We start from the raw sequence: 24,423 nt of genomic DNA, 5'->3' as shown, positions 1-24,423 counted from the left end.
TCTCAAGCTCAGGCCGGTGGGGAACAACGGATTTTCTTTGTCCCGGAAGTCTTACCCACGGCTAACCCATACGAAACCACCCCGCAACATTGGTCCGCCACACTGGAATAGCCGGCAAACGCTGGCAGCTCCAGCCAGGGAGGCCACCATGTTGAAGGAAGTATCAACCCACCCCACACGAATCCGCGCACTTGACCAGCTGCACCGCGGCGACCAGATCGAAGCCCGCCTCTCCGTGGGACCCTCCTACGATGACGTGGTCATCCGCAGGGGCAGCGTCCAGGAGACGGCCCCTGGCATCGGGGTCGTCTGGATCATGGATCAGCTGACCGGCCTCCGCAAGGCCATCAATACCGACGAATGCACAGTCTGGCGAGTGGCCTGATCCTGGCCCCGAACCGCTCAGCCGCCAGCCACGGACTGGATGATCAAGACCTCCTGGCCGGCCGCAACTTCAGTATCCAGACCTTTCAAGCGCCGGACCTCCTCGCCATTCACGTAAATATTCACGTAGCGGCGGAGGGACCCGGTTTCGTCCCGGAGCCTCCGGGCCAGCACCGGGTAGTCCCCGGTCACAGCGTCAAGCAAGCTTTCCACGGTCACAGCTCCGTCGGCGGGCGTAGTCAGGTAGGACTGCCCGCCGGCGAGGGGCTGGAGCACGCTGGGCAAAACCACGGTGATGTCAGACAACGTTTGTCCTACGCTGGCAGACCGGATGCCGCAGAGGCAGCGGCCAATTCAGCAGCCAGATCGCCGGTGACAACGGCGGCGCGGACGCACAAAACATCAGGCAGGTGCGAGGCGACCTCGATGAAAGACTCGCCCTCGTCAGCGCTGGCGTAGACCGAACCGCCGCGTGTTCCGAAGTACACCCCGGCAGGTTCAGCWGAATCCACCGCGGCCGCGTCACGGAGCACTGCATTGTATTCATGGTCCGGGAGTCCCACGTCCAGACGTTTCCAGGTATTCCCGGCGTCGTCCGTGCGGTGCACCGCTAACCGGCCATCCGGCGGAATCCGCTCCCCGTCGGCCTTGATCGGGACCACCCACGCGGTACCTTCGCGGCGGGGGTGGGTGAGCATCACGAAACCGAAATCAGCCGGAAGTCCCTCGGCGATTGAAACCCAGTTCTCGCCGTTGTCATCCGTGCGGTACACGCCGTGGTGGTTCTGCGCGTACAGGCGGCCTTCGACCGCGGCATCCGCAGCGATCTTGTGTACGCACTGGCCGAACTCGGGATTGGGGTCCGGCATGAAGTAGGCCGAAATCCCCTTGTTGCGGGCCTCCCAGGAGGATCCGCCGTCGAGCGATCGGTAGACGCCCCCCGTGCTCATGGCGACGTGGACGTTCTCCCCGGACGGGTTGATCACGATCGAGTGGGCGGCTGCGCCGCCGTAGCCTGCTCCCCATTCGCTGCGATGGGGGTGGTCCCACAAGCCACGGTTCAGCTCAAAGTGCTCGCCGCCGTCGGTGGACTTCCAGACGGAGATCGGCTCGCAACCCGCCCAGACGACTCCGGGGCGGGACGCGGAGTCCGGGTAGATCTGCCAGATCCGTTCGAGCGCGGCGTCGGTGTCCTCGGGGAATTTGATGGCGCCTTGTTCGGGTTCGGTCCACGTGGCGCCTAGGTCATCGGAGTGGGCCACAGTGGGCCCCCAGTGTTCGGAGCGCACACCCACCATGATCCGGGGGCTGTCCCCCCGGGTGTCGATCCCGATGCTGGGGATCTCGCTCATGAGGAAGTGCGGGCCGGAGAGGGACCATACCTTGCGGTCTGCGCTGCGTGCCAGCCACAGTCCTTTTTTGGTCCCGATCGCCAAGACGTAACTCTCTGCGGTAGCCATGAACCCCATGCAACCATCCCCGCGCGGGAGCCGCAACGGTTTTGTGAACCGGTCTATGGAACCGGCTCAGTCCACGAACTCGGACTGCGTCTCAATAAAGTCCCAGTCGGCATCGGTCAGCCCGCCGGCCAGGTCATCGGGATGCGGCCCGCCAGCCTCGGCAATACGCTGCAGAACCTCCAGCGGAAGCTCGGTAGCACGCAGGTTCTCCCGCAGCCATTCCTTGCTCTTGAGGTCAATGTCCAGCCACCACATGAAGATCTCCACGTGGACCACCCCTTCCTGTGCACGTTAACGCTAGGCCCGACAGGGGTGCTCTACAAGGGGGGTCCGGAGCCTGTTCAAACCACGGCCCCCGGGTCAACAATTGGGTATGGCCCCGGATAGTTTCAGTGGGCGTGTTCCGTTGGTTCTCGGGGTCTTGCCCGGGCAACACCCCCATGTGCTGCAGACGGCGCTGGATCTCGCACTCCACCTCGCCGCCCCGTTGGTCTGTGCCTACGTGGATGAGGCCAGCTACCTAGTGGAATGGGATCCGGCGAAAGAAACGCACCGCGTGTCACTCCACCCCGGGAAGGTTGACGCCGACATCATGGCAGTCCAAAACGAGTTACGCTCCCGGATCAATGAAGCCACCGCGGCCGGCGCCGTCGAGTGGACTTTGCGCACCCTCGCCGGCGACCCTGCGCGCGCAATCAGCCGGCTCGCGGAAGATGTCCAGGCTTCCATGATCATTCTCGGCTGCCCCGAGCCCGGGCTCGGGCACAGAATATCCGAAGCCCTGAACGGCTCGGTTGCCACATGGCTCAGCCGCCACCAAAGCCGGCCCCTGCTGCTCGTCCCGCTCCCCAAACACGGCCGCCACGGTTCCGAGCAACGGACCGAAGATGACACGGATGGCCGGATCATGCCCTAAATTCGGGCCCGGAAAAACTAAAGTGAAAGTAGTAATTCGGATTGGTAGCGGAGGGCCGTTGGGGCACGTAAGCTAATTGTCAGCAGGAACCAAAGAACCTGCTCCAAAGTCCGCTCCGGAGTGCGTATCCCCCAATAACGCACTCCGGAGCTCTTTGTTTAAGCCCGACTTCCGGGCGGTTAAGGGCCAGCTTCCGGGCGCCCCCACGGCGTTGAAGGCGTGTAATCACCGGGTATGTTCATTGCTCCCCGGCACGCGTCCCCGGGCATCGTCCCGGCGTTTCACCAAAAGGGTGGCCGGCCGTCACAGACGACCGGCCACCCTTCAGACGATGACAAGCTAGGTCAGAGTCCAGAGACCCCGTTTGGAGTACCGACGCCCGTGGGCCCATCCCAACCGCTGCCAGCCAGACACCATTGGCTTGTGGGGCAACTGCCCGTGGAACCCGTGACGACGTCATTGAATTTGCCGGCGTTTGTGTACGGGAGAGAGTTGGCCAGCGCGGTGGAGCTACCAGAGTTCCCGGAAAGCGCGTACATGGCGGCGATCAGGGGTGAGGATAGGCTCGTCCCCCCGTATTGTGCCCAAGACGAGCTGGTACTGCTGTTCGGCGCATACACCGCCAAGCCGGTCTGCGGATCTGCGACGGCAGCCACGTCTGCTGAGGCGCGTCTGCTGCAGCCCGTGCCAAAGGCGGCAGCAGCTGGCAACGCGGCATTGACGGTGGAGCATCCGGATCCCGAGCCGGACCAGGCCGACTCGCTCCACCCGCGGGTGCTGGTGTCCTTGACCAACGACGTGCCGCCCACCGCGGTGACATAACTCGAGGATGCAGGGTAGGACGAGCCGGTGTAGCCATTGTCACCGGTGGATGCAGTTACTGCGATGCCGGGGTGGTTGTAGTACGCGCCGTAGGTGGAGTCGGGGGAATCGCCACCGCCGTAGCTGTTCGAGATCGCCGCGACCCCTGGCTGTTTTGCCGCTGTAGCCACGGCCGTACCAAGATTGGTGAAGCTGGCGGTTGTGGCCTGCACAACAAGAATCTTGCAGTCCGGGCACGCCGCGGAGACGGCGTCTACGTCCAGGGCGGTTTCGTCGGCCCAGCCCGAATTGAACCTGGGAAGCTTGCTGCCGCCATTTTGGTTCATGATGGTGAGGCAGCCGTTGCTGACGGTGCACGCCGGCAGGCCGAACTGCGAGCGGTAAACGCCGAGGTCGCGCTCAAGGTTCGGATAGCCGTAGGCGTCCACAATTGCCACGGTGCGTCCGCCGGACTTGAGGCCAGTGATGTTGTAGGCGCTCTGAATATCCGCAGGGGTCTTGCCGGTGGAGAGCGCAGTGCTTCCGGCGGGCGTAACTTGGCTTCCCTGAGGCAGTGCTTTGGCCGCGCCTGTTGAATCATCGACGTACTTGAGCGCAAAGCACGACGCATTACCGGCAGGAACATCGGCACAAACCCTCTCCGCATGCCAATTGGCTTGCGGAGAAGGTTGTGCAACAGCCGCCGGCGCCGTCGAGAAAGTACTCATCAACAGCAGCAAAGCCCCGGAAACGCTAAGAATCTTCTTCACGAAACCTCCCTGAGGATCAATAAGATTCGCATTGACAAAAGAGTCAAAGCGGCGCGACCAGCTTTGCACCAAACACCACACTTGTCACGCGCGTCACATCCGTTACCCGCGGTTCACGAGCCTCCAGGGATCGGAGCTCCCCCCGCTTTGCCCGGCCGCACGCCGTCGTCGTGAGTCTTGGGACAAAGGTGAGTCCTGCGCGCATCCCGCCACCACCTGGCGACGCGGAAATTACCGGGGGACGCGCAGAATCCCTGGCGACACCCGAATTCGGGCCGCGCTAGGCAAGAACCGCCGCGCCACACGAGAACCAGCGCGCCGGGGAATTTCCGTGTCGCTCAGCCAACGACGGCGCGTGGTGACGCGCCGTCCAGACCGTCCTAGACGAACTGGTACAGCAGGGCCGCCATGCCGAAGCCCACCACGGAGAGCACAGTTTCCAGCACGGTCCACGTCTTCAAGGTGTCCTTGACGGACATGTTGAAGTACTTGGAGATGATCCAGAACCCGCCGTCGTTCACGTGGCTGGCGATGATGGAGCCGGAGGAGATGGCCATGACGATCAGGGCCAATTGGGGCTGCGAATAGTGTCCGGCGGTGAGCGCCGGGGCCAGGATGCCGCCGGTGGTCACGATCGCTACGGTGGCGGAGCCTTGGGCAATGCGCATACCGCAGGCGATTACATAGGCGGACACAATGACCGGGAGCCCTGCTTTGGACAGGGTGTCGGCCACCGCATTGCCTACTCCCGTGGCCGAGAGCACGGCACCGAAGAATGCACCCGCTCCAACAACCAGGAGGATCATGCCGACCGGCTTGAGTGAAGCAGAGCTGAGTTCGGAGAGCTCCTTGGCGCTCATGCCCCGTCGGATGCCCAACAACCACATGGACAATCCCACGGCAACGGTCAGCGCAATGGCCGGGTTGCCGAAGAACACCAGCGTGTCACGAAATCCACCAGCGGGCAGGAAGACGTTGCCGAAGGTGGCGCCGAGAATCAGGACCATCGGCAGGCCGATGGCCAGGGCAACAAGGCTCATGGGCGGTTCGTGGCCCACGGCTTCTTCGGCCTCCGGTATCACGCGGTCCTCCGGAACGGCGATCTGCACACGCTTGCCGATCCACCGGCCCCACAGGATGCCTGAGGCGAACCAGGCGGGGATGCCGCAGGCAAGGCCCATAATGATGATCCAGCCGAGTTCAACGTGGAAAAGTCCAGCCGCGGCCACAGGTCCCGGGTGCGGTGGCAGGAAGGCGTGGGTCACGGAGAGGCCGGCAAGGAGCGGCAGGGCGTACAGGATGAGGGACTTCCCGCCGCGCACCGCCGCCACGTAAACCAAGGGCGCGAGCACGAAGATGCCGATGTCGAAGAAGACCGGGATACCCAGGACGAAGCCGGTGACACCCATCGCAACAGGGGTGCCCTTTTCGCCGAAGACCTTTACCAGCTTCCCCAGCAAGACCTCCGCGCCGCCGGAGCGTTCCAGGATGGCCCCGAGTACGGTACCTAGGCCAATGATCAGGGTGATGTGCCCGAGGATCCCGGCGAAGCCCTTCTCGATGAGGGCGTCCCCGCTCTTGATGGGCGAGCCGACAAGAGCGTCGATGCTCACGCCGCCCGCCAGCGCCACGAGCACGCTGGTGCCCACCAAGGCGATGAACGGTTCCACCTTGACCTTGATAATGAGAAACAGCAGGAGGGCAATGCCCACACCTGCCAGGAGAAGCAGGCCGGCTGTATCGTGCCGCAGCCAGTTCAGGAATTCATTCATGGAATTTACTTTCTGGGGGATTCCTACTTGAGGGTGGCGGTAAAGGCGGACGCCCTGGCGGAGATGTCTGCCCAGTCGCCCGAGGCCACGGCGGCCGGAGGGACCACGCTGGTTCCGCAGCAGACGGCGGCAGCACCGGCGTCGAGGTAGCTCTTGGCATTCGACGCGTCGATCCCGCCGGAGGGAAGGAGCCGAATGCCGGGGTACGGTCCCTGGAGATCCTTCAGGTAGGCCGGACCGAGTTGCCGGGCCGGGAAGATCTTGACCGCGGCTGAACCGAGATCGAGGGCCACCGCAACTTCCGTGGGTGTCATGGCGCCCAAGCTGAAGGGAATACCCGCGGCGGCAGCCACCGCGGCCACCTCCGGGCGGAGGCCCGGGGTCACCAGGAATTGGGCTCCGGCGTCGATGGCTGCTTTGGCCTGCTCGGCCGTCATGACGGTGCCGATCCCGACGGCGGCGCCGTGCTGCGAGGCGGTCTCCGCCGCGCGCCGGACATGTTTCAGCACGTCCGGCGTGGTGAACGTCAGTTCGACACTGCGGATGCCGCCGTCGGCCAGCGCGAGGCAGAGCCCGGCGGCGTCGGGGATAAACGGCGCCCGGACGACGGCGAGGGTGCGGTCGGCTTCAAGCTGCTGGACGAATTCTTCAGGAGTCATGCGATTCGATACCTTCTTCTGGAGCTATTCGGGTGCGTCCGTCGGGGCTGCGACGCAGGGAGCGGCCGGCACGGGCGCCGGTGGGCTTCCCGCCGTCGATCGCTGCCGTCCCGTTGACGAACACGTAGTGGATGCCAGTAGCTGCCTGGCGGGGGTTGTCAAAGGTGGCTTCGTCACGGACCGTGTCCGGATCGAAGAGCACGACGTCGGCCGCGTAGCCTTCGCGGACCAGGCCGCGGCGGTCGAGCTTGAGCCGCTCAGCCGGACGTCCGCTCAAGTGGTGGACCATGTCCTCCAGTGTCAGCAAGCCCAGGTCGCGGCTGTAGTGGCCCAGGTAGCGGGGAAAGGTTCCCCAGGCGCGCGGGTGCGGCTTCGCTCCGACCAAGAGGCCGTCGCTGCCGCCGGTGTGCGTACGGTGCACCATGATGGCCCGCACGTTTTCTTCGTGGCCAACGTGCTGCAGGATCCCGGTACCCAGCCGGTCCTCCTGGAGGATCCCCGCGAAGACGTCGAATGGCTCTGCGTTGGTTTCCTCGGCGATCGCGGCGATCGTCTTGCCCACGTGGCCCGCGAGCGCGGGGTTCTGGACGCCACTGATCTCCAGCGTGTGCCATTCCGCAACCACTCCGTGGCAGCCGTCGGAGCCATAGATCTCCACGCTTTCGCGGATCTTCGCCCTGGTTTCCGGGTCGGCCAGCCGGGCGAGCGTGGCCTCGGTGCCCCCTGAGGATGCCCAGCTGGGCAGGATGGCCGAAAGGGTGGTGGCGCCGGGGAGGTAGGGATAGGTATCGAGCGTGATGTCGGCGCCGCCGTCGAGCGCTGAGTCGATCAGCTCCAGCAACTCGCCTGCCCGGCCTTTGTTCTCGGCGAAGTTCATGGTGGCGTGCGACAAGTGCAGCGCGCAGCCCGTGTCACGGCTCAGCCCGATCATCTCCGCGTAGGCGCCGAGCGCGCCCTTCCCGTAAGAGCGGTGGTGCGGGGCATAGAAGCCACCCACCTCCCCCACAGTGCGGCAGAGTCCTGCCAATTCCTCAGTGCGGGCGTACATGCCGGGCGTGTAGGTCAGCCCGGAGGACATGCCCACTGCGCCTTCCTCCATGGCGGTGCGGACCACGTCCTGCATCCGCTGCTGCTGCTCCGGCGTCGGGTCGCCTTCGGTGAAACCCATCACCAGGGCCCGTACGGTTCCCTGCGGCACGAGGTAGGCGGCGTTCGTGGCGATCCGGCCGCCGTCGTTGAGAGCGTCGAGGCGGTCCAAGTACTCGCCCACCGTTCGCCAGTTCCAGTCGAAATCCTGCGGATTGTCGTTCCAGCCCGCGATCTTTTCGCGGACTCCGGCGAGAGTGGCATCGTCTACCGGGGCGTAGGACAGCCCGTCCTGGCCCAGCAGTTCGGTGGTGACGCCCTGGCTGAGCTTGGCGTAGTGGTCCCTGTTGACCAGGAGTTGCAGGTCCGAATGGGCGTGCATGTCGATGAAGCCAGGGCTCAGGACAAGGCCCGTGGCATCGATGGTCCGCCCGGCGCCTGTTCCGCTGGCGGTGAGGGATCCGGCGTCGGCGACGACGGCGATCACTTCGCCGGCCAGCAGGACGTCCGCGGGGCGACGGTCCGCTCCGGTTCCATCCACCAGGGTGGCGTTGCTGATGAGTGTCTTCATGGCATCTGTCCTAGAAGAAGGTATGGATGAGGTCGACGACGGTTTGGTCACCGTCCGTGTCTGCCAGCACGGGGATGAGCGTCCACTTGTCGAAGGCGGTGCACGGATGCGAAAGTCCTAGGCGCACCACGTCGCCGGGCCGCACAGTTGTGGTGCCGGCGTCGAACGTCATGAAGCAGTGCTGATCGTTGACGGCGGTGATCTCGGCACCTGCGAGCGGCTGCATGGGACCGCCGAGGGCAGGTCCGATCAGCTGCGGCCGGGGCAGGCCTTCGTCAACCGGCAAGTCGCGCTTGCCGGCGTCAAGGATGGCAAGGCCGGGTTCGGGCTGGGACACGACGCGGGCCCAACCGTGCATTCCTGCCTTGAATGGCTGGCCGCCGTCGCGGGAAAACGGCGAGATGCCGAGGTAGAAACCGTCGTCGTGGATGATGTAGGCGCCGCTGCGGATCATGAGTTCCGCGCGGGGACTCGCCTCGGAGTCATCGGTGATGCACGGCGAGAGGACATCGACGACGTCGTCGAAGTAAGCGCTGCCGCCCGCGGTGAGGAAGACGGCGTCGGATCCGTAGAGACCTTCCTCGAGGAGCCGCTGATGCAGTGCACCCATCTGGCCCAAGTAGCCGCGGACGGCGGCGAGGCTGCCGGCGTCGGCCGTGTGGGCGAGCGATCCTTCGTAGCCGCTGACGCCCACCAGCCTGAGGCGCGGGGAGGCCGCTACAGCGCGGGCGACGTCGAGTGCCGCCTCCACGCCTCGCGCGCCGGTGCGGCCCCCGTTTCCGCCAAGCTCAACCAGGACATCCAGGACGGCATCGCTCCCGGCGGCCTCCAAGGTGCGGCCGATGAGATCCACGGTGACCGCGGAATCCACCCAGGACAGGATCGGCATCTCCTCCGTGACGACCGAGGCAACCCATTCGATGGCATGCGGATCGGTGAGGCTGTTGGCCAGCTGCAGCCGCCGCACGCCGAATTCGCGGGCAACGCGGAGCTGTGCGAAGTTCGCCACGGTGATTCCCCAGGCGCCGCGGTTGAGCTGTTCGGCCCACAGTTGCGGTGCCATGGTGGTCTTGCCGTGCGGAGCAAGCAGCACGCCGTGCTCGGCACACCACGAGGCCAGCCGATCGGCATTGCCTCGCAGCGCCCCGGCGTCGAGCGTCAGCAGCGGGGTCTGGAGATCGGCCAGCGTGTGCTTTTCAGCGAGGAAATCGGCGTGGGTGCTCCCCTTTGCGGTAGCGGGCACGGCCTTGTGCCGCCAGTCCAGGCAGCGATCTGCCAAGGCGGCCACGGCGGATGCCGAAATGTCTTCGGAAGTGTTCACGCGTTGATTCCCTTCGCGGTGCTGCGTTTTTGAAGCTGCGGGGCTGTTGGGTGGAGTTTTCGCTTGCGTTGCGTATTTTGCAACGCTGGTTGCAAAGCTGTTGGTGATATGTCTAACATGGTGCAGGATTGGGAGTCAAGGCCGCGGCATGTCCCGGCAACCCTGATCCGGCCACTGAAATCCCTTCTTCATGGGGGGTATCGAGTGCCGCTCGGAGCGGCAGAGGGAGTGCGGGAGTTTCATGCTTTCAGCTGTATGTGTGGGCGAAACGATGGCCATGCTCACCCCGGTGAAGGCCGTCCCCCTGCACCAAGCCACCGAATTGCACTGCGGCATCGGCGGCGCCGAATCGAACGTTGCCATGGGCCTCGCTGCCATGGGCCTGGACTCGCACTGGGTGGGCCGGGTGGGCCGGGACGGATTCGGCACGCGGATCCTGGACGAGCTCAGTAGCCACGGTGTAGGCGTCGCCGGCGTCGAGGTTGACCCCGGACGGCCCACCGGCCTGTACGTCAAGGTCCCCGCCCAGGAATCAGATCCCGACGGCGGCAGTTCAGTTTTGTACTACCGGCAAGGTTCCGCCGCTTCGGCCATGGGGCCGGGCACCCTGGCGAATCCCGCCGTCGCGCGCTTGTTGGAGGAAGCCGGGCTCATCCACCTGAGCGGCATCACGGCGGCACTCTCCGCAGAATGCCTGGAACTGATGGAAGCCATCCTCACCACACCGAGGCAGGGCCGCATGATCAGTTTCGACGTCAATTGGCGCGCCGCGCTCTGGGCCGGGCAGGACCGCTCAGTACTGCGCCGCCTCGCCAATCTTGCCGACATCGTCCTGGTGGGGAAGGACGAGGCCGAGCACGCCTTCGGCACCACGGACGAAACTGAACTCCGGCGCCTCATGCCGGATCCCGCCGTCGTCGTTATCAAGAACGAAGCCATCAGCGCCATCGCCCTAGAACGGGACGGTTCCCGCACGGAAGTGCCCGCTTTGTCCGTGGACGTGCTGGAGCCGGTGGGCGCGGGCGATTCCTTTGCCGCCGGCTACCTGAGCGGCATGTTGTTCGGACTCGAGCAGAAGGCGAGCCTCCGCCGCGGTCACGTCGCTGCGGCCTGCACCCTCACCGTTCGCGGCGATCGCGGCCCCCTTCCCGACACCGCACTGCTTTCGGCCATCCTCGATTCGACCGACCTGGAGTGGGCTGCGACCCACGTGTCCGGCGGGCACTTCACCACAAGCGTCCGTTTCACCACGAGCGGCCGTTTCACCACCCAAAACCGGAGCGTGGAGCCATGAGCCAGAGCCTGATGCGTGCCATCGACCTGCTTACGGAACTCGCGGCCAAACCGGCCACCCTCGACGAGCTCGCCTCGAAAGCGTCAGTCCACAAGACCACGGTGATGCGCCTCCTGCATGCCATGGAGGAAAAACGCTTCGTCGTCCGCGATGAGGACCAGCGATTCATGCTTGGCTCCAAGCTGTTTGAGTTGTCCTCGCTCGCGTTGGAACAGAGGGACATCCGCAAAGTGGCGCACCCGTACCTGGCCGAGCTGAACGGCAAGACCGGGCACACTGTGCACCTTGCCGCGTTCGAGGGAAACGATGTGGTGTACATCGACAAGTTCGAGTCGCACCATCCCGTGCGGATGTACTCCCGGATCGGCCTGACCGCGTCCCTGCATTCGGCCGCCGTCGCAAAAGTCCTGCTTGCCGACATGCCGCGCAGTCGGCAGGAACGGATCGCGGCGAGCCTGGACTACACAAGAATTACCGACACCACCCTGACCTCACCGGAAGCCCTGCTGGCCGAATTGGAGCAGGTCAGGATCCAGGGCTGGGCCCACGACAACGCCGAGCACGAAGCCTTCGTGCACTGCATCGCGACCCCCATTCGCGACGCGAGCGGCGCCGTCGTGGCCGCAGCCTCTTGTTCGGTACCGGTGGTGATGCTCAGCTATGAAGGATTGCTTGAGCTGCTGCCAGACCTCAAAGCCAGCACCGAGGCGATCTCCCGCGACCTCGGCTGGATCAGCCACGAAAGGAACTCAGCATGAGTGAAAAGACCGTAGTACTGACCGACAACGCCCCCGCACCCGCGCACACCTTCTCGCAGGGCGTCCGTAAGGGCGGCATGTTCCAGGTATCCGGGCAGGGCCCCATGGATCCCGCCACCAACCAGTACATCGGTGAGGGCGATGTCCGCGTCCAGACCCGCCGCACCCTGGAGAACGTCAAGGCAATCCTCGAAGCCGGCGGCTCCTCGGTGGAAGACGTCATCATGTTCCGCGTCTACCTCACCACGCGCGACGACTTCGCGGCCATGAACGATGTCTACGGCGAGTTCATCACCGAAAACGTCCCCTCCGGCCAACTGCCGAGCCGCACCACGGTGTTCGTGGACCTCCCCCACGAAGTCATGCTCGTCGAGATCGACGCGCTGGCGGTAACGGCCTAATCCCGGAGTTCAGGTTCGACGGCGCGGGTTCACCTACCGCTGCGGCCGGCCGGTCGTTCGTGGCCGGACCGAAGCCAATCAGCTCCCGTCGCAGCAGGGCGAGTGCCCGCATCATGGTCACCGGATACGCCGATGGACTCGCGACACGCAATTGGACTGGCGACACCGGAATTCGGGTGTCGCGCGTCTGATTGCGCGTCGCTAATCCGCTTCTGCGTCGCTACACCTCCGGCTGGTGTGCCGTCACCAGCCGGTCAGCATCCCGAACAACAACCCCATCAGCTGTCTCCACCGGGAGCCCGTTCCGTGCCCAGTACTCAATGCCACCGATCATTTCGCGGACGGGGTACCCGAGCTCGGCGAAGGCCAGGGCCGCGAAGGTGCTGCCGTTGCAGCCCGGACCCCATGAATAGACCACCACTGAGCTCCCGGCCGGGATCAGGGCGGCAGCGCGGGTAGGGATCTCGGCGGTCGGCAAATGCACGGCGCCTGGGATGTGGCCGTGATCCCACGAGGCCTGCCTACGCGTGTCCACGAGCACGAAACCGCCGGGGGCTGCATCGGCAACATCCATGACGTCGATCTCGAACTCCAGCTTCGCGCGAAAGTAGGCGCCCGCGGCACTTGTAGCGCCCACCGAAGCACCGGCGTCGTTCATTGGATTTTCCATCCTCACCCCTCAGCAAGCTCCGCCAATTTGGCGTTCGCACGTCGCGATACTAGCTTGGCCGATTGGCAAATCCGGGAGGCGCATCAGGGAAGATGACGCCGCAGGCCACATTCTTGGCTACGATCGGCCGTACGTCGTAATTCCCGCGGATCTTCCTCCACGACGGCGCGCCTGTACTGGGCCAGCCGCCAGTCCTAGGCTGGAAACATGCCCCGCGTGCAGGTGAACGGCGTCGATCTCTACTTCGAGGAACACGGCGACGGTGTGCCGATCCTGGGTTTGCATGGCACACCCGGCTCGGCCGTCGTATGGTCGGAGGCCGCCGTAGAACTCAGCCGGCACGGCCGGTGCATCATCTACGACCGCCGGGGATTCCACCGGAGCGCTCCCACCGAACCGTTCGCCACCCTTGACTTGATCCAACACGTCGACGACGCCGCGGCCCTCCTCGCGGCGCTGCACGCAGGACCCTCCATAATCGTCGGCCGTGGCACGGGTGGCCAGATCGCACTGGAGTTCGCACGCCACTTCCCAGACAAGGTCAAGGCACTCGTACTGCTGGAACCGGCGTTGTTCACAATTGATCCCGACGCCGATTCGTGGGCCCGTGAGCTGCGGAAGAGGATCCTTGGGGCTACCAGTGCGAATCCCTCCATGGCGGCGGAAATCGTTCTGAGAGATGCCTTGGGGAACGACGGCTGGGAGTCCTTGCCCGGAGAGCTCAAGGCCATGTTCGCGGGGACAAGCTCAGCGGTTATGGCCGAAATGCAGGGCCACGGCCTCGCTCTCAGTGGCGATCCCCTTGAGCTTAGCGAAGACGAGCTCGCTGGTATCCGACGGCGGACCCTCATCGTCTCCGCCGAGGACTCTCCGGCCACGCTCCGGCTGGTGACCGCCCGGCTGGCTGGAGCACTTCCCTTCACCGAATCCGTGTTGGTACCCGGCGGTCTTCTCATCAATCCAGCTCACCCTGCCGTCCTGGACTTCATTGACCGAATTGGCGCCATCCCCAACTCCTGGACTTAGGCCTCTCGAACGCCACCTACAAATACCCCTAGGGGGTACTTGTATTCATACCCCTATGGGGTATACCTTGGGTGCATGAGCAAGGCAGACCTGAGTATTAATCCCCTGAGCATCGAGCTGGAGCTGGATCACGCCGCCCCGCACGGCTACTCCGCCAATAAGGACGCCTACCTTCGCCGCCTGAAACGCATCGAGGGCCAGGTCCGCGGCATTGCGCGCATGGTTGAGGAGGACAAGTACTGCATCGACATCCTCACGCAGGTTGCCGCCGCCACGAAGGCCCTGCACGCCGTCAGCCTCGGACTCGTCGAGGAACACATCGGCCACTGTGTAGTGGGCGCCGCCTCCGAGCCCGATCCGGAAGCGCGCGCGGAACAGATCGACGCCAAAGTCAAGGAGGCCACCGATGCCATCGGGCGCCTGCTGCGGTAATCCCGCCAGCACTCACCACACCATCCAACTCACCACCAAGGAGTACGCCATGGGCCACACCGCCACCATCCAGACGAACGTCAGCGTTTCCGGCATGACCTGCGGGCACTGCGTTTCAGCCGTCAGCGAGGAAATCGAGTCCTTGGCCGGCGTAGAGAGTGTCGAGATCGATCTGAATTCCGGCGGAGTCTCCACCGTCACCATCACCTCCACCCAGGAGTTGTCACCGTCCGAAATCGGCGAGGCCGTCGCCGAAGCTGGCTACCTGGTAGTCGCCAACCAGGCCTAGGGGCCAATGTGAGCAATCAGGACATCCTCCACCAAGCGGGCACGCGCATTATCGAACTCGACATCGAGGGCATGACGTGCGCATCGTGCGTGGCACGTGTGGAACGGAAACTGGGCAAGCTCGACGGCGTGGAAGCCTCCGTCAACCTCCCCCTCGAATCAGCCCACGTAACAGTCCCGGCCAACGTCACGGACCAACAGATCGTGGACACAGTCAACGCCACCGGCTACAAAGCCTGGATCCGCGAATCGACGCTCACCCACTCCGAGCACAGCACCGGCGACCCGGCGCAAGAGCTCGCGCAGGGAGATATGCGGCAGCGTGCGTCCAAGGGAGGAACGACCGAGCACGCAGAGCATGCGTCCCGGAGTGAGCGGACAGGTGACCATGGCGCCGGTGGCGGCGCGCATGGCGACCACGATGCGCGCACCCACGAAGACCACATGCACCACGGACCAGCCGCCAGCCAGTTGCGCCCAAGACTGTTCGCTGCCGCCGTACTCACGGTCCCGGTATTCGCGATCTCGATGATCCCAGCCCTGCAGTTCCCCCAGTGGGGCTGGGTCGCCGCTGTGCTGGCCCTTCCGGTGGTGACGTGGGCTGCCTGGCCCTTCCACCGCGCCGCGGCCATCAACGCCCGCCACTTCGCCTCCACCATGGACACGCTCGTCTCCATCGGAGTCCTTGCCGCGTACCTCTATTCGGCGTGGCAGCTTTTCGCCAACCCGATGATGACGGAACACCCCGGCATTGAATCCGTAGGGATGGGCGGTGGGCTGTACTTCGAAGTTGCCGCCGTGGTCACTACCTTCCTGCTCCTTGGCCGCTATCTTGAGGCCAACGCCAAAGCAAAGGCCGGCGATGCTCTCAAGGCCCTCCTGAATCTGGGTGCCAAGGACGCAACGGTGCTGCGAGACGGCGTCGAGCAAAAGATCCCGGCCGAGCACCTCGTCGTCGGGGACGTCTTCGTTGTCCGTCCGGGCGAGAAGATCGCCACCGACGGCGTGGTGACCGGCGGTGCGTCCGCTGTCGACGCGTCGCTGGTCACCGGAGAGTCCGTGCCGGTGGAGGTCGCGTCGGGCAGCCAGGTTACAGGCGCCACCATCAACACTTCGGGGCGGCTGCTGGTCCGCGCCACACGAGTCGGTTCCGAGACAACCCTGGCGCAGATGGGGCGGTTGGTCAGCCAAGCGCAGACGGGCAAGGCCCCGATTGCACGGCTCGCCGATCGCATAAGCGCCGTCTTCGTTCCGGTGGTGCTGGTCATCGCCGTCATAACCTTCGTGCTGTGGCTCTCCTTGAGCGGAGACCTCAATGCTTCGTTCACGGCGGCGGTCGCGGTGCTCGTGATTGCCTGCCCCTGTGCGCTCGGGCTCGCGACGCCGGTGGGCCTCCTGACCGGAACCGGCCGCGGAGCACAACTCGGCATCCTCATCAAAGGCCCCCAGGTACTGGAAGATACCCGCACTGTGGACGCCATCCTGCTGGACAAAACGGGTACCGTCACTAGCGGCAAGCTGGCGGTCGGACACACAGTAGCGCTGAACGGCCACTCCCCTGCCGACGTCCTGTCTATGGCAGGTGCTGTCGAGGCAGCTTCGGAGCACCCTATTGCGCACGCCATCGCCGCGGCGGCCAAGTCCGCAGTGCCCGACGGCGGCATGCTCCCTAGCGTGAAAGACTTCAGCTCCGCTCCGGGCGGCGGAGTTCGCGGGGCAATTCCGACGAACGGAACCGGAAGCGGTGCTGAGCGCATTGTTGTCGCTGGCAGGACCGGCTGGCTGGAACAAAACAGAATCTTCCCCGATGATGCGCAGCGCCAAGCGCTGGCCGCTGAGGAAGCCGATGGCGCCACCGCCATTTGGGTTGCCTTGGACGGGGAGCCTGCTGGAATCGTCACCCTCAGGGACACCATCAAACCCGGCTCGGCTGCCGCGATAGCAAGGCTCAAGGAACTCGGAATCCGGCCCCTGCTGCTGACGGGAGACAACGCTGCGGTCGCCGCCCAAGTGGCTGTCGCCGTCGGGATCGCCCGGGAAGATGTATTCGCGGGCATCCTGCCCGAGGGCAAAGTGGACGCGGTCAGGAAGCTACAGGCTCAGGGCTCCACTGTGGCCATGGCCGGGGACGGGGTCAACGACGCAGCGGCCCTCGCGCAAGCCGACCTCGGCATTGCCATGGGCTCCGGCGCCGATGTTGCCATCGAGGCCTCGGACCTGACAGTGATGGGTAGCGACCTCGGCCAGCTCGTTCAAGCCATCGAGCTGTCTCGGAAGACCCTCACCACCATCAAGACGAACCTGTTCTGGGCGTTCTTCTACAACGCCATCGGCATCCCCGTGGCGGCCCTTGGTTTGCTGAACCCGATGATTGCCGGGGCAGCCATGGCCGCAAGCTCGGTCCTGGTGGTCGCGAACTCGCTACGGCTCCGGTCGTTCGCGAAGTAGCGGTCGTTCACAAAGGCGCGGACATCTACAAAGGCGCCATCGTTCACAGAGGGCCGCACGCCCAACTGGCTCGCATTTGTTGTCGTTATCCGGCTTGGAAACGGCAAGAGCTGCGGGTCAGTTCAGGCCTAGGCCGTTCCGAAACGGACAGCAGCCCGGGCCCTGGCCTTGGCGGCTTCCTCGTCACGGCTCCGCGCCGGCGCGTGGGTCACGAGGGAATCCAGGAGATGCTGGGTAATGTGTGCGATCTCGTGGACGGCCTCGGCGAAGGCCTCCTCGTTCGCCTTGGACGGCTTGGTGCTGCCACTGATCTTGCGCACGTATTGCAGGGCTGCAGCTTCCACCTCCGCCGAGGTGGCTCGTGGCTCGAAGTTATGAAGGGTGTGGATGTTGCGGCACATATCAACATGCTAGGCCTCGGACCCCTCATCCGGGATCCCCTGAAATGACATCGTGCCCTCCCCTGGGAAGCCTCACCACCGCCCAGCTCCACCCACCTCAGCCTCATCACCCATGGGGAGGCCTTCATGGGGAGGCGTCCCCATCGACACCCTTTCAGGGGCCGGGATAGTTTGTAGTCAATGGATCTTCGGAATGAGCCGGAGGCCGCGGGGGATGCCGAACCGTTCGGATCCGTGATTGAAGGAGTTATGACATGGCTATTTGGGGCGCAGATATTGCTCAACTCAAGAACCTTGGCAGCAAGCTGCAGGCTGGTTCCACGGAGATCGAGAACCAGCGCAATACGCTGAACAAGGTTCTGGCGGGCACCGACTGGAAAGGCCCGGACGCGGACAAGTTCCGCAGCGAGTGGCAGGGCCAACACATGACGGCGCTGAACAAGGTGGCCCAGGCACTTCAGGAAGCAGGCAAGAAGGCTACCCAGAACGCTTCCGAGCAGGAGCAGGCTTCCCGCTAAGACGGTGAACTAAGAGGGTCCGGACGCCATGGCGTCCGGACCCTCCATCGTTAACCCGGTCTATGGCAAACCGGCAGCGCAGTCCCCAATCAGCCGCTGACCAGCCCGGGCGGGATCAGCCTAGGAGACCCTCTCGGAAGGAACCGGCTCGACGTCGTTCGCATGGTCAAGCTCCCGGGCCACCCCAAGTTTGCCGGGCTCCGCGGCATCACGCTTGTCTGCCCGCAGCTCGTCGATACGCACCAAGACCACTCCGCAAACGATGAGCGCACCACCCAAGAGCTGGATGGGCCCCGGCAATTCGGCCAGCAACAGCCACGCCCACACCACGGCGAACAGCACTTCAGTGAGGGAGACGAAGGACGCCACCTTGGACCCAAGACTGCGGGCGGCCATGATCCCCGTGACATAGGACAGCACGGTGGACAGGACGACCAGCCCGGCGATGGAAACCCACCATGGGGTGGTCCACGGCCCGAGTTGGGTGTCTGCGGTAGCGAAAGTCATGGATAGCAGTCCGGTTCCACCAGCAATCCAGATCAGCACCGAACCGGCCATGAGACCGCCGGAGGCCAGGACGATGGGCGGAAGTGTGTCGTTCTGCTTGGCTGTGATGAAGAAGTAGATCACCAGGCAGACGGCCGCGGCCATACCCCACAGGACGCCAATGAAGTCCACCTTTACGGAACCGGTGAGGTCGAGCACCAAGACAAGTCCACCGAGGGAAAGCAGTGTTCCGATGGCTGTAAGCGCCCGGGGACGCCGTCGGCTTGCCGCCCACAGCCACAACACGATCATGGTGGGTGCAAGGTATTCCAGCAGTAGCGCGACCCCCACCGACAGTCTGGACACCGCGTTGAAGTAGAAAAGCTGGCACGCTGCAACGCCAATCACACCGAACAAGAGAATGGTGATCCAGTTGTCCTTGAGCTGGTGCCAGCGGCCCCGGAGGGCGACGACGGCCGGGATCACCAAGATGAGTGCAGCGCCGCTCAGTCGAATGGCCACGGCAGCACCTGGGGTCCATCCGGTTTCCAGCAGGGACTTGGCAAATGAGCCGGACAAGCCGAAGACCGCTGAGGAAAAGAGCGCGAGCCCCAGGCCCGATGCCATGAAGCCTCCAGCACCAGCCCGGTTTGATGCAGCTGACACGGCAGCCTCCTGTCAGGAGTAAAATGGGTTACGCTGCTGACAATACTCCCGAGAGATGTAAGGAGTCAAAGTGCTTTTTGCACCTGACACTGAAGTGGCGCTGCGCACCGTGGTCAATTTGATCAATACGGCTGCCAACGGCACCGAATCGCTCACGAGCGTCGCCGAGCTTCATGCCTTCCTGGACGCGGAAGAATTCACCGGAACAAGGGCCGGGACCGAGTCCGAGCTACTCAGCGTGAAGCGCCTGCGGAGCCAGCTGGCTTCCTTGTGGAGCTCCGAAGAGGATGCGGCCGCAAAGACCGTCAACCAGCTCCTCATCGACGCACGCGCGCTCCCTCAACTGGTCAAGCACGACCACTGGGATTGGCACCTACACGCCACCACCCCGGAAGCGCCCCTCGCGGAACGCATGGGGACGGAGGCTGCCATGGCACTCGTGGACGTGATCCGCAGCAAGGAAATGGACCGGCTACGGGTGTGCGCCGCCGATGATTGCGACGCCGTCGTCTTGGACTTGAGCCGCAACCGGTCCAAGCTCTATTGCGACACCGGAAATTGCGCGAACCGAACCCACGTGGCCGCGTACCGGGCCCGGAAAGCGTCCGGTACGGAATGAGCCAAGGGAAGCGTCACGTCAGGCAACTTTTCGGAGCGGACGACGGCGGCCTGCCGCGTGTTTCCGGGGTTGGCGTGGTAGATAGTCGGCTAAAAGGCGCGTCGCGTGACGGGACGCAAACGGAGGAAACCTAGCGAGGACCGGCGTCGGGGTTTTCCGTCTCGGTACCGGCGGGGGGTGACGAAGGCGAACCGTGGCCGTGGCCCGGCTTCTTGGAACTCAGGTTGACGCCCGAGCCCTTGCCGAGGTGCTCGGCGTTTTCCTTGTGGCTCATGGAGAGCATGGCGGCGATGACGAGGCTCACGATGAACGCGATGCCGGCGCCGGTGAAGGCGAGGTCAAAGCGCGGAGTGCGGGCGCTGCCGCCGGAGGCGAAAATCAGCACGGCGAAGAAGATCAAGACGCCCCAGAACGCGGAGAACATCAGCGGTCCCTTAACCGAGGTCCGCATCTTGCGCGGCTCTCCTGGTTTCTGGTCAGCCAAGGTCATTCCTCCAATGTGGCGTGGGTGCTGGCGCCGTGCGCGCCGTAAGAGTTCTACGCAGAGTAGAACGTACGATTACTAGTTTACGGCCTCAGAGGAGGGGGTTTGCCCATCGTGCCGCAGGCTCAGCCCGGAAAGCACCCACAAGACTCCCGAGATGATGGCCCCACCGCCGGCAACACCGAGGAGCGCGTGTGCGCCAAGGCTGATGAAGAACGGCAACGCCACTGCTGTACCGATTCCCACCACCCCGGAGATCATCCAGTCGCGGGCAAGCACGTGGCGTCCGCGCTGACTGAATCCCTGGACCAGCTCAGACACCCCAAGCACCAGCAGTCCCACGAGCGCGGAAACCGCCACCCCGGTGTCCGACTGCGTGATCAGGGCACCAACGCCGCCCAAAGCAACAACGACGGCTGCGGCAGCAGGAACGCTTGCGGCCAAGAACGCGGCGCCCGCCGTCGCCAGCAGGTAGAGCCCGGTAGCCCAGGCCAAAACGTGGACGGACGGCGAGCCCCAGAAGACGGTCACAGCTCCGAACACCAGCGCAACACCGGCACGGAGAAGGACGGGCTTCCAGAGTCCTGCTGCTGTAGGCGTGGATGAAGTCGCTGAAGAGGCGGGGAGAGTCACCCGTCCAGTTTAGTGCGAACCGAGGACCATCCACTTGTCCGTGCGGGCCCGCAGCCCCAACGTGACTCCGCGAGCGAGCATATAGCCCAGCGCAAACGCCGCCCACAGCCACACGAGCCCCGCCGCGCCGTCGGGCCTTGTCAGGTGGATTGCCGCCAAAAGGGGCAAATAGACCGCGAGGTTCACGACGCCGGCAATCGCCAGGTAGCGGGCATCGCCGGCGCCGATCAGGACTCCGTCCAGGACGAAGACGTAACCGGCAAGGGGCTGCCCGACGGCGAGCACCCACAGTGCCGCGGTGAGCGCGGACTGAACGCCGGCGTCGGGAGTAAAGAGGAAGCCCGCCCAAGGAGCGGCCACGGCGAGGAGCGCGCCGGTCACCACACCGAAGCCCACGCCCCAGCGGATCATCGTCCGGGTGAGTTCGCGCGCCCGGGCCGAATGGGAGGCTCCGAGCTCCTTGCCGATGAGGGCCTGCGCGGCAATCGCCAAGGCATCCAGGGCGAAGGCAAGGAAAGAGAAAATGATCATCGCGAGTTGGTGCGCGGCGAGGTTCACCGGCCCTTGGGAGGTGACCACCAGGATCGTGGCCAGGATTGCCAGGCGCAGGCTGAGGGTACGGAGCATGAGCCACGAACCCACCGTGGTCATCGTGCGGATGCCGCGCCAGTCCGGACGCAGCGAAACGCCGTGGCGCCGGGCATTTCGTCCCACCATCACCAAATAGACGGCAGCCATGGCCCATTGCGCAATACTGGTGCCGATAGCCGACCCTGCCACGGACAAGTGCAGCCCGTAGACCAGGACCACGTTGAGGGCGATGTTGAGGGCGAAGCCCGCTGTCGCCACTACCAAGGGGGTGCGGGTGTCCTGCAGTCCTCGCAACACACCCGTGCCGGCGAAGATGAGGAGCATGGCCACGAGTCCCGGCATGGACCAGCGCAAGTAGTCAACCGCGTAAGCCCGGACCTCGCCACTGGCTCCAAGCAGACCGACCACCGGTTCAGCCGCGAGGAAGCCGGCCACCGCCAGGACGGCGCCCAGCAACAGCGCCAGCCAGACGCCGTCGCGCCCTGCGGCGAGCGCCTTGGTGAGCTTTCCGTCCCCGATGGCCCGCGCCACGGCCGGAGTCGTCGAATATGCCAGAAAGACCATAAGTCCGACGGCGGTGTGCAGCAACGTCGAAGCCAGCCCCACGCCGGCCAGCTGCGGGACGCCGAGATGCCCGACGATCGCGGAGTCGGCCAAGAGGAAGAGGGGTTCGGCAATGAGCGCGCCGAAGGCGGGGACTGCCAGGCGCAGGATCTCGCGGGCATGGGAGGGCGCGGTGGGACGGATCACTGTTTGGGGCACTTTCCCAGCCTAGCGGGGCACCGACAGGCAGATTGTTGAGGTGGCGCTTGAGGATCCCTTACCGTTTCCGTTTCCCGCACCATCACTCCCGGCTAGCGGCAACGGGGCGTAGGAAACGGCTCGGCCGCATGACGTTTGTTTGACACTTCAAGAAAAATTCGAAAGGCTTGAGTTGAAGCTTCAACAAATTGGCGACCGACCAGAGGAGCTTCGAGACAGCCAACCGCTACCCGAAAACGGTGCAATTACATGAACCAGTCCAACCTGACCAACACAGCCCTTACCGTCCTGCGCGTCATCGTCGGCTTCATCTTCGCCGCGCATGGCTGGCAGAAATTCAACGAGTTCACCATTGCCGGCACGCAGGCCGCCTTCGGCAAGATGGGCGTCCCGGCGGCCGATGTCGTGGCCCCGATCGTCGCGACCATCGAACTGGCCGGCGGCATCGCCCTTATCGCGGGCGTGCTGACACGCGTCTTCGCCGCCCTCCTTGCGCTGGACATGCTCGGCGCCCTGTTCCTGGTCCACGCCCCGGCGGGCCTGTTCGTTGAGAAGGGCGGCTACGAATTGGTGCTGGCCCTTGCCGCCGCTGTGGCCGCCGTGGCCCTGACCGGCGCCGGGCGGATCTCGGTCGATGCCGCGGTCTTCGGCCGGAAAGGTTCCAAGCTGCGCATCCTCGCCTAGGATTGCGCAGGCGACACCCAAACAGGCTGCCGACTCCCGAATCCCCGGGTGTCGGCAGCCTGTTTGCTCGTCACTGATCGACTTGCGCATCGCGGATCCGCGTGGGCGTCGCCAGTCCGTCATACAACGCATCAGCATCCTCGCCGTCGATACACTCACGTCATGAGCGAGCTCCCCTCCAACTCCGTCACCCTGCGGTTCCTTGCTTCTCCCACCGACGTCGGACACAGCGGCTCCGTCGACGCCGGCACAGTCCTTGAGTGGGTGGACAAGGCCGCCTACGCAGCAGCCGTTGGATGGGCGAAGTCCTATTGCGTCACGGCCTATGTGGGCAACATCCATTTCGCCGATCCCGTGAACAGCGGAGACATGGTGGAGGTGGAAGCCACCATCGTCTACACAGGCCGCTCATCAATGCACATCCGGACCATTGTGTCTTCCGGCGATCCCAAGGGCGGGCCCGCGACGATGCGCAGCCAGTGCCTGGTGATCTTCGTTGCCGTCGGTCCCGACGGCAGGCCGGTTCCAGTCCCCCAGTTCGAGCCGTCCACGCCCGAGGAGATTGCGCAACGGGACAACGCCCTCGCGAGGATCGCCGTGCGGGAACAGATTGTCGAAGCCATGAACGCGCAGGAATATACCGATGCCGGTACGTCCGAACGGGTTGTCCTCCGCTTCATGGCGGCCCCTACCGATGTGAACTGGGGAGGGAAGGTCCACGGCGGCATCGTCATGAAATGGATTGACGAGGCCGCCTACGTCTGCGCTTCCCGCTATTGCGGCAAAGACACGGTGGCCGTATTTTCCGGAGGCGTGCGCTTCTACCGCCCGCTCCTGATCGGCGACGTGGTGGAGGTGGAGGCCCGGCTCGTCTACACAGGCCACAAAGGCATGCACATCGCCGTGCACGTGCGCTCTGGAAACCCGAAGAACCGCGAGATGAACCTGACAACGTACTGCCTCACGGTCATGGTGGCCCGGGATGAGACCGGCACGTCCGTTCCCATCCCGCAATGGGTGCCGGAAACGGACGAGGACCGGCGACTTCATGCCCACGCCCGCGAGCTCCTGGAGATCCGGGGAGGGGCGCCGGGAAACCGCATGCCGGACCATCTGCTTAATGGAGGCCCCGGCGCCGCTGTTCAGGCCGCAAAGTAGATCTTCCGGAGGGTTTTGGTGACGGTCCAAGACGTCCGCTGGCCTTCGCGCAGCCGCACGACGTCGCCAGTTGCGATGTCCAAAGTGCTTCCATGGTCGAGGAACAAAATGCGGGCCTTCCCGCTCAGGACCACAAAGGCTTCCTCGGTCTCAATGTCAGTCGCCGTGCCTGGCGTCATCTCCCATATACCGACGCCGCATCCCGCCAGGTCCTCGAGCTCGTGAATCGCAGTGCTGGGATTTCCACAGACGATTTTCTCAGCGGGAAGGGGCTCATGTTGCAGGTCGACACGGAGTGCCGGGGTGTACACGGCTGATGAGTCGGTCATTGGTGTTGAATCTCCCTGTTGGTATCTGGGGGCGC

General features: G+C 64.5%; 28 protein-coding genes. 13 read left to right on the top strand and 15 right to left on the bottom strand.

From position 1 onward, the window contains the following. Window positions 1-148 precede the first annotated feature (148 nt). Window positions 149-385 (top strand): hypothetical protein, encoded by a 237-nt coding sequence (locus AC1DLO_RS07045; protein ID WP_059388807.1) that lies wholly within the window; start codon window positions 149-151, stop codon window positions 383-385. A 17-nt stretch (window positions 386-402) separates the two neighbouring features. Here AC1DLO_RS07045 and AC1DLO_RS07040 read toward each other — a convergent pair whose 3' ends face one another. The 3 genes from AC1DLO_RS07040 to AC1DLO_RS07030 are packed head-to-tail and all read right to left on the bottom strand — an operon-like array spanning window position 403 to window position 2,111. Further along, on the bottom strand, window positions 403-690 hold the full coding sequence (locus AC1DLO_RS07040) for a MoaD/ThiS family protein (RefSeq protein WP_184740006.1): 288 nt from the start codon (window positions 688-690) through the stop codon (window positions 403-405). A gap of 8 nt (window positions 691-698) precedes the next feature. Further along, window positions 699-1,853, bottom strand: coding sequence for a WD40/YVTN/BNR-like repeat-containing protein (locus tag AC1DLO_RS07035; protein ID WP_476888946.1), 1,155 nt, complete (start codon window positions 1,851-1,853; stop codon window positions 699-701). Between the two features lie 57 nt (window positions 1,854-1,910). Then, on the bottom strand, window positions 1,911-2,111 hold the full coding sequence (locus AC1DLO_RS07030) for a hypothetical protein (protein WP_184740003.1): 201 nt from the start codon (window positions 2,109-2,111) through the stop codon (window positions 1,911-1,913). 106 nt (window positions 2,112-2,217) lie between these two features. On the opposite strand from AC1DLO_RS07030, the gene AC1DLO_RS07025 reads away from it, so the two are divergent. Further along, window positions 2,218-2,760 (top strand): universal stress protein, encoded by a 543-nt coding sequence (locus AC1DLO_RS07025; RefSeq protein WP_476888945.1) that lies wholly within the window; start codon window positions 2,218-2,220, stop codon window positions 2,758-2,760. 344 nt (window positions 2,761-3,104) lie between these two features. On the opposite strand, the gene AC1DLO_RS07020 is transcribed toward AC1DLO_RS07025, so the two are convergent. From AC1DLO_RS07020 to AC1DLO_RS07000, 5 genes are all read right to left on the bottom strand, one after another. Beyond that, complete coding sequence (locus tag AC1DLO_RS07020; protein ID WP_476888944.1) at window positions 3,105-4,331, bottom strand: S53 family peptidase; 1,227 nt, start codon at window positions 4,329-4,331, stop codon at window positions 3,105-3,107. A 380-nt stretch (window positions 4,332-4,711) separates the two neighbouring features. Continuing rightward, the gene (locus AC1DLO_RS07015; protein WP_184739999.1) at window positions 4,712-6,103 is read right to left on the bottom strand and encodes a GntP family permease; all 1,392 of its coding nucleotides are present in this window, start codon (window positions 6,101-6,103) and stop codon (window positions 4,712-4,714) included. A 23-nt stretch (window positions 6,104-6,126) separates the two neighbouring features. Continuing rightward, window positions 6,127-6,762, bottom strand: a complete 636-nt coding sequence (locus AC1DLO_RS07010; protein ID WP_476888943.1) for a bifunctional 4-hydroxy-2-oxoglutarate aldolase/2-dehydro-3-deoxy-phosphogluconate aldolase — start codon at window positions 6,760-6,762, stop codon at window positions 6,127-6,129. Continuing rightward, complete coding sequence (locus AC1DLO_RS07005; protein ID WP_476888942.1) at window positions 6,752-8,419, bottom strand: N-acyl-D-amino-acid deacylase family protein; 1,668 nt, start codon at window positions 8,417-8,419, stop codon at window positions 6,752-6,754. Before AC1DLO_RS07005 ends, AC1DLO_RS07010 begins: the two co-directional genes overlap by 11 nt. 10 nt (window positions 8,420-8,429) lie before the next feature. Then, on the bottom strand, window positions 8,430-9,740 hold the full coding sequence (locus AC1DLO_RS07000) for a type III PLP-dependent enzyme domain-containing protein (RefSeq protein WP_476888941.1): 1,311 nt from the start codon (window positions 9,738-9,740) through the stop codon (window positions 8,430-8,432). A 241-nt stretch (window positions 9,741-9,981) separates the two neighbouring features. Here AC1DLO_RS07000 and AC1DLO_RS06995 point away from each other — a divergent pair, with 241 nt between their 5' ends. From AC1DLO_RS06995 to AC1DLO_RS06985, 3 genes are read left to right on the top strand one after another with little or no spacing between them, the layout of a single operon-like run. Continuing rightward, window positions 9,982-11,034 (top strand): sugar kinase, encoded by a 1,053-nt coding sequence (locus tag AC1DLO_RS06995; protein ID WP_476888940.1) that lies wholly within the window; start codon window positions 9,982-9,984, stop codon window positions 11,032-11,034. Continuing rightward, window positions 11,031-11,792 carry an IclR family transcriptional regulator gene (locus AC1DLO_RS06990; RefSeq protein ID WP_476888939.1) on the top strand — a complete coding sequence of 254 codons (762 nt, stop codon included), beginning with the start codon at window positions 11,031-11,033 and terminating at the stop codon, window positions 11,790-11,792. The genes AC1DLO_RS06995 and AC1DLO_RS06990 overlap by 4 nt, the downstream gene beginning before the upstream one ends. Next, window positions 11,789-12,193: a RidA family protein gene (locus tag AC1DLO_RS06985; RefSeq protein WP_184739987.1), complete on the top strand. Its 405-nt coding sequence runs from the start codon at window positions 11,789-11,791 to the stop codon at window positions 12,191-12,193. Before AC1DLO_RS06990 ends, AC1DLO_RS06985 begins: the two co-directional genes overlap by 4 nt. Window positions 12,194-12,413: 220 nt before the next feature. Here the strand turns inward: AC1DLO_RS06985 and AC1DLO_RS06980 are convergent, their stop codons facing one another. Then, entirely contained in the window at window positions 12,414-12,863 is a 450-nt protein-coding gene (locus AC1DLO_RS06980; RefSeq protein ID WP_476888938.1) for a rhodanese-like domain-containing protein, read from the bottom strand. Between the two features lie 207 nt (window positions 12,864-13,070). Between AC1DLO_RS06980 and AC1DLO_RS06975 the strand changes: the two genes are divergently transcribed. The 4 genes from AC1DLO_RS06975 to AC1DLO_RS06960 all read left to right on the top strand — a co-directional run bounded on the left by AC1DLO_RS06975 (window position 13,071) and on the right by AC1DLO_RS06960 (window position 17,057). Further along, window positions 13,071-13,889, top strand: coding sequence for an alpha/beta fold hydrolase (locus AC1DLO_RS06975; protein WP_476888937.1), 819 nt, complete (start codon window positions 13,071-13,073; stop codon window positions 13,887-13,889). Between the two features lie 75 nt (window positions 13,890-13,964). Further along, the gene (locus AC1DLO_RS06970; protein ID WP_184739983.1) at window positions 13,965-14,321 is read left to right on the top strand and encodes a metal-sensitive transcriptional regulator; all 357 of its coding nucleotides are present in this window, start codon (window positions 13,965-13,967) and stop codon (window positions 14,319-14,321) included. Between the two features lie 49 nt (window positions 14,322-14,370). Then, window positions 14,371-14,610, top strand: a complete 240-nt coding sequence (locus AC1DLO_RS06965) for a heavy-metal-associated domain-containing protein (protein ID WP_260404984.1) — start codon at window positions 14,371-14,373, stop codon at window positions 14,608-14,610. 8 nt (window positions 14,611-14,618) lie between these two features. Next, window positions 14,619-17,057, top strand: coding sequence for a heavy metal translocating P-type ATPase (locus tag AC1DLO_RS06960; protein WP_476888936.1), 2,439 nt, complete (start codon window positions 14,619-14,621; stop codon window positions 17,055-17,057). Between the two features lie 128 nt (window positions 17,058-17,185). On the opposite strand, the gene AC1DLO_RS06955 is transcribed toward AC1DLO_RS06960, so the two are convergent. Further along, window positions 17,186-17,458: a DUF2277 domain-containing protein gene (locus AC1DLO_RS06955; RefSeq protein WP_184739977.1), complete on the bottom strand. Its 273-nt coding sequence runs from the start codon at window positions 17,456-17,458 to the stop codon at window positions 17,186-17,188. A 254-nt stretch (window positions 17,459-17,712) separates the two neighbouring features. Between AC1DLO_RS06955 and AC1DLO_RS06950 the strand changes: the two genes are divergently transcribed. Continuing rightward, window positions 17,713-17,976: a WXG100 family type VII secretion target gene (locus AC1DLO_RS06950; protein ID WP_184739975.1), complete on the top strand. Its 264-nt coding sequence runs from the start codon at window positions 17,713-17,715 to the stop codon at window positions 17,974-17,976. A 120-nt stretch (window positions 17,977-18,096) separates the two neighbouring features. Here the strand turns inward: AC1DLO_RS06950 and AC1DLO_RS06945 are convergent, their stop codons facing one another. Next, entirely contained in the window at window positions 18,097-19,089 is a 993-nt protein-coding gene (locus AC1DLO_RS06945) for an EamA family transporter (RefSeq protein WP_476889078.1), read from the bottom strand. 109 nt (window positions 19,090-19,198) lie between these two features. Here AC1DLO_RS06945 and AC1DLO_RS06940 point away from each other — a divergent pair, with 109 nt between their 5' ends. Further along, complete coding sequence (locus tag AC1DLO_RS06940) at window positions 19,199-19,747, top strand: CGNR zinc finger domain-containing protein (protein WP_476888935.1); 549 nt, start codon at window positions 19,199-19,201, stop codon at window positions 19,745-19,747. Between the two features lie 130 nt (window positions 19,748-19,877). On the opposite strand, the gene AC1DLO_RS06935 is transcribed toward AC1DLO_RS06940, so the two are convergent. The 3 genes from AC1DLO_RS06935 to AC1DLO_RS06925 form a co-directional block, all read right to left on the bottom strand. Further along, the gene (locus AC1DLO_RS06935) at window positions 19,878-20,237 is read right to left on the bottom strand and encodes a hypothetical protein (RefSeq protein ID WP_476888934.1); all 360 of its coding nucleotides are present in this window, start codon (window positions 20,235-20,237) and stop codon (window positions 19,878-19,880) included. A gap of 72 nt (window positions 20,238-20,309) precedes the next feature. Continuing rightward, a complete protein-coding gene (locus AC1DLO_RS06930) occupies window positions 20,310-20,864 on the bottom strand; it encodes a hypothetical protein (protein WP_476888933.1) in 555 nt (184 codons plus the stop codon). Window positions 20,865-20,873: 9 nt separating this feature from the next. Beyond that, window positions 20,874-22,217, bottom strand: coding sequence for an MATE family efflux transporter (locus AC1DLO_RS06925; protein ID WP_476914437.1), 1,344 nt, complete (start codon window positions 22,215-22,217; stop codon window positions 20,874-20,876). A gap of 249 nt (window positions 22,218-22,466) precedes the next feature. Between AC1DLO_RS06925 and AC1DLO_RS06920 the strand changes: the two genes are divergently transcribed. Next, window positions 22,467-22,901 carry a DoxX family protein gene (locus AC1DLO_RS06920; protein ID WP_476888931.1) on the top strand — a complete coding sequence of 145 codons (435 nt, stop codon included), beginning with the start codon at window positions 22,467-22,469 and terminating at the stop codon, window positions 22,899-22,901. A gap of 162 nt (window positions 22,902-23,063) precedes the next feature. After that, entirely contained in the window at window positions 23,064-24,059 is a 996-nt protein-coding gene (locus tag AC1DLO_RS06915) for an acyl-CoA thioesterase (RefSeq protein WP_476888930.1), read from the top strand. On the opposite strand, the gene AC1DLO_RS06910 is transcribed toward AC1DLO_RS06915, so the two are convergent. Then, complete coding sequence (locus tag AC1DLO_RS06910; RefSeq protein ID WP_476888929.1) at window positions 24,044-24,388, bottom strand: cupin domain-containing protein; 345 nt, start codon at window positions 24,386-24,388, stop codon at window positions 24,044-24,046. The two genes, AC1DLO_RS06915 and AC1DLO_RS06910, sit on opposite strands and share 16 nt — an antisense overlap. Between the last annotated feature and the right edge of the window lie 35 nt (window positions 24,389-24,423).

The sequence above is a fragment of the Arthrobacter sp. 01T419 genome (assembly GCF_056398865.1).
The sequence above is the reverse complement of the archived record's forward strand: the minus strand, read 5'-3'. Positions and strand labels throughout refer to the sequence as shown.

Bases quoted from the DNA above. Each gene is read 5' to 3' on its own strand.
- AC1DLO_RS07045 (WP_059388807.1), top strand. From the start codon at position 149: ATGTTGAAGGAAGTATCAACCCACCCCACACGAATCCGCGCACTTGAC.
- AC1DLO_RS07025 (WP_476888945.1), top strand. From the start codon at position 2,218: ATGGCCCCGGATAGTTTCAGTGGGCGTGTTCCGTTGGTTCTCGGGGTC.
- AC1DLO_RS07015 (WP_184739999.1), bottom strand. From the start codon at position 6,103: ATGAATGAATTCCTGAACTGGCTGCGGCACGATACAGCCGGCCTGCTT.
- AC1DLO_RS07010 (WP_476888943.1), bottom strand. From the start codon at position 6,762: ATGACTCCTGAAGAATTCGTCCAGCAGCTTGAAGCCGACCGCACCCTC.
- AC1DLO_RS07005 (WP_476888942.1), bottom strand. From the start codon at position 8,419: ATGAAGACACTCATCAGCAACGCCACCCTGGTGGATGGAACCGGAGCG.
- AC1DLO_RS06995 (WP_476888940.1), top strand. From the start codon at position 9,982: ATGCTTTCAGCTGTATGTGTGGGCGAAACGATGGCCATGCTCACCCCG.
- AC1DLO_RS06990 (WP_476888939.1), top strand. From the start codon at position 11,031: ATGAGCCAGAGCCTGATGCGTGCCATCGACCTGCTTACGGAACTCGCG.
- AC1DLO_RS06985 (WP_184739987.1), top strand. From the start codon at position 11,789: ATGAGTGAAAAGACCGTAGTACTGACCGACAACGCCCCCGCACCCGCG.
- AC1DLO_RS06980 (WP_476888938.1), bottom strand. From the start codon at position 12,863: ATGGAAAATCCAATGAACGACGCCGGTGCTTCGGTGGGCGCTACAAGT.
- AC1DLO_RS06975 (WP_476888937.1), top strand. From the start codon at position 13,071: ATGCCCCGCGTGCAGGTGAACGGCGTCGATCTCTACTTCGAGGAACAC.
- AC1DLO_RS06970 (WP_184739983.1), top strand. From the start codon at position 13,965: ATGAGCAAGGCAGACCTGAGTATTAATCCCCTGAGCATCGAGCTGGAG.
- AC1DLO_RS06965 (WP_260404984.1), top strand. From the start codon at position 14,371: ATGGGCCACACCGCCACCATCCAGACGAACGTCAGCGTTTCCGGCATG.
- AC1DLO_RS06955 (WP_184739977.1), bottom strand. From the start codon at position 17,458: ATGTGCCGCAACATCCACACCCTTCATAACTTCGAGCCACGAGCCACC.
- AC1DLO_RS06950 (WP_184739975.1), top strand. From the start codon at position 17,713: ATGGCTATTTGGGGCGCAGATATTGCTCAACTCAAGAACCTTGGCAGC.
- AC1DLO_RS06945 (WP_476889078.1), bottom strand. From the start codon at position 19,089: ATGGCATCGGGCCTGGGGCTCGCGCTCTTTTCCTCAGCGGTCTTCGGC.
- AC1DLO_RS06935 (WP_476888934.1), bottom strand. From the start codon at position 20,237: ATGACCTTGGCTGACCAGAAACCAGGAGAGCCGCGCAAGATGCGGACC.
- AC1DLO_RS06920 (WP_476888931.1), top strand. From the start codon at position 22,467: ATGAACCAGTCCAACCTGACCAACACAGCCCTTACCGTCCTGCGCGTC.
- AC1DLO_RS06915 (WP_476888930.1), top strand. From the start codon at position 23,064: ATGAGCGAGCTCCCCTCCAACTCCGTCACCCTGCGGTTCCTTGCTTCT.
- AC1DLO_RS06910 (WP_476888929.1), bottom strand. From the start codon at position 24,388: ATGACCGACTCATCAGCCGTGTACACCCCGGCACTCCGTGTCGACCTG.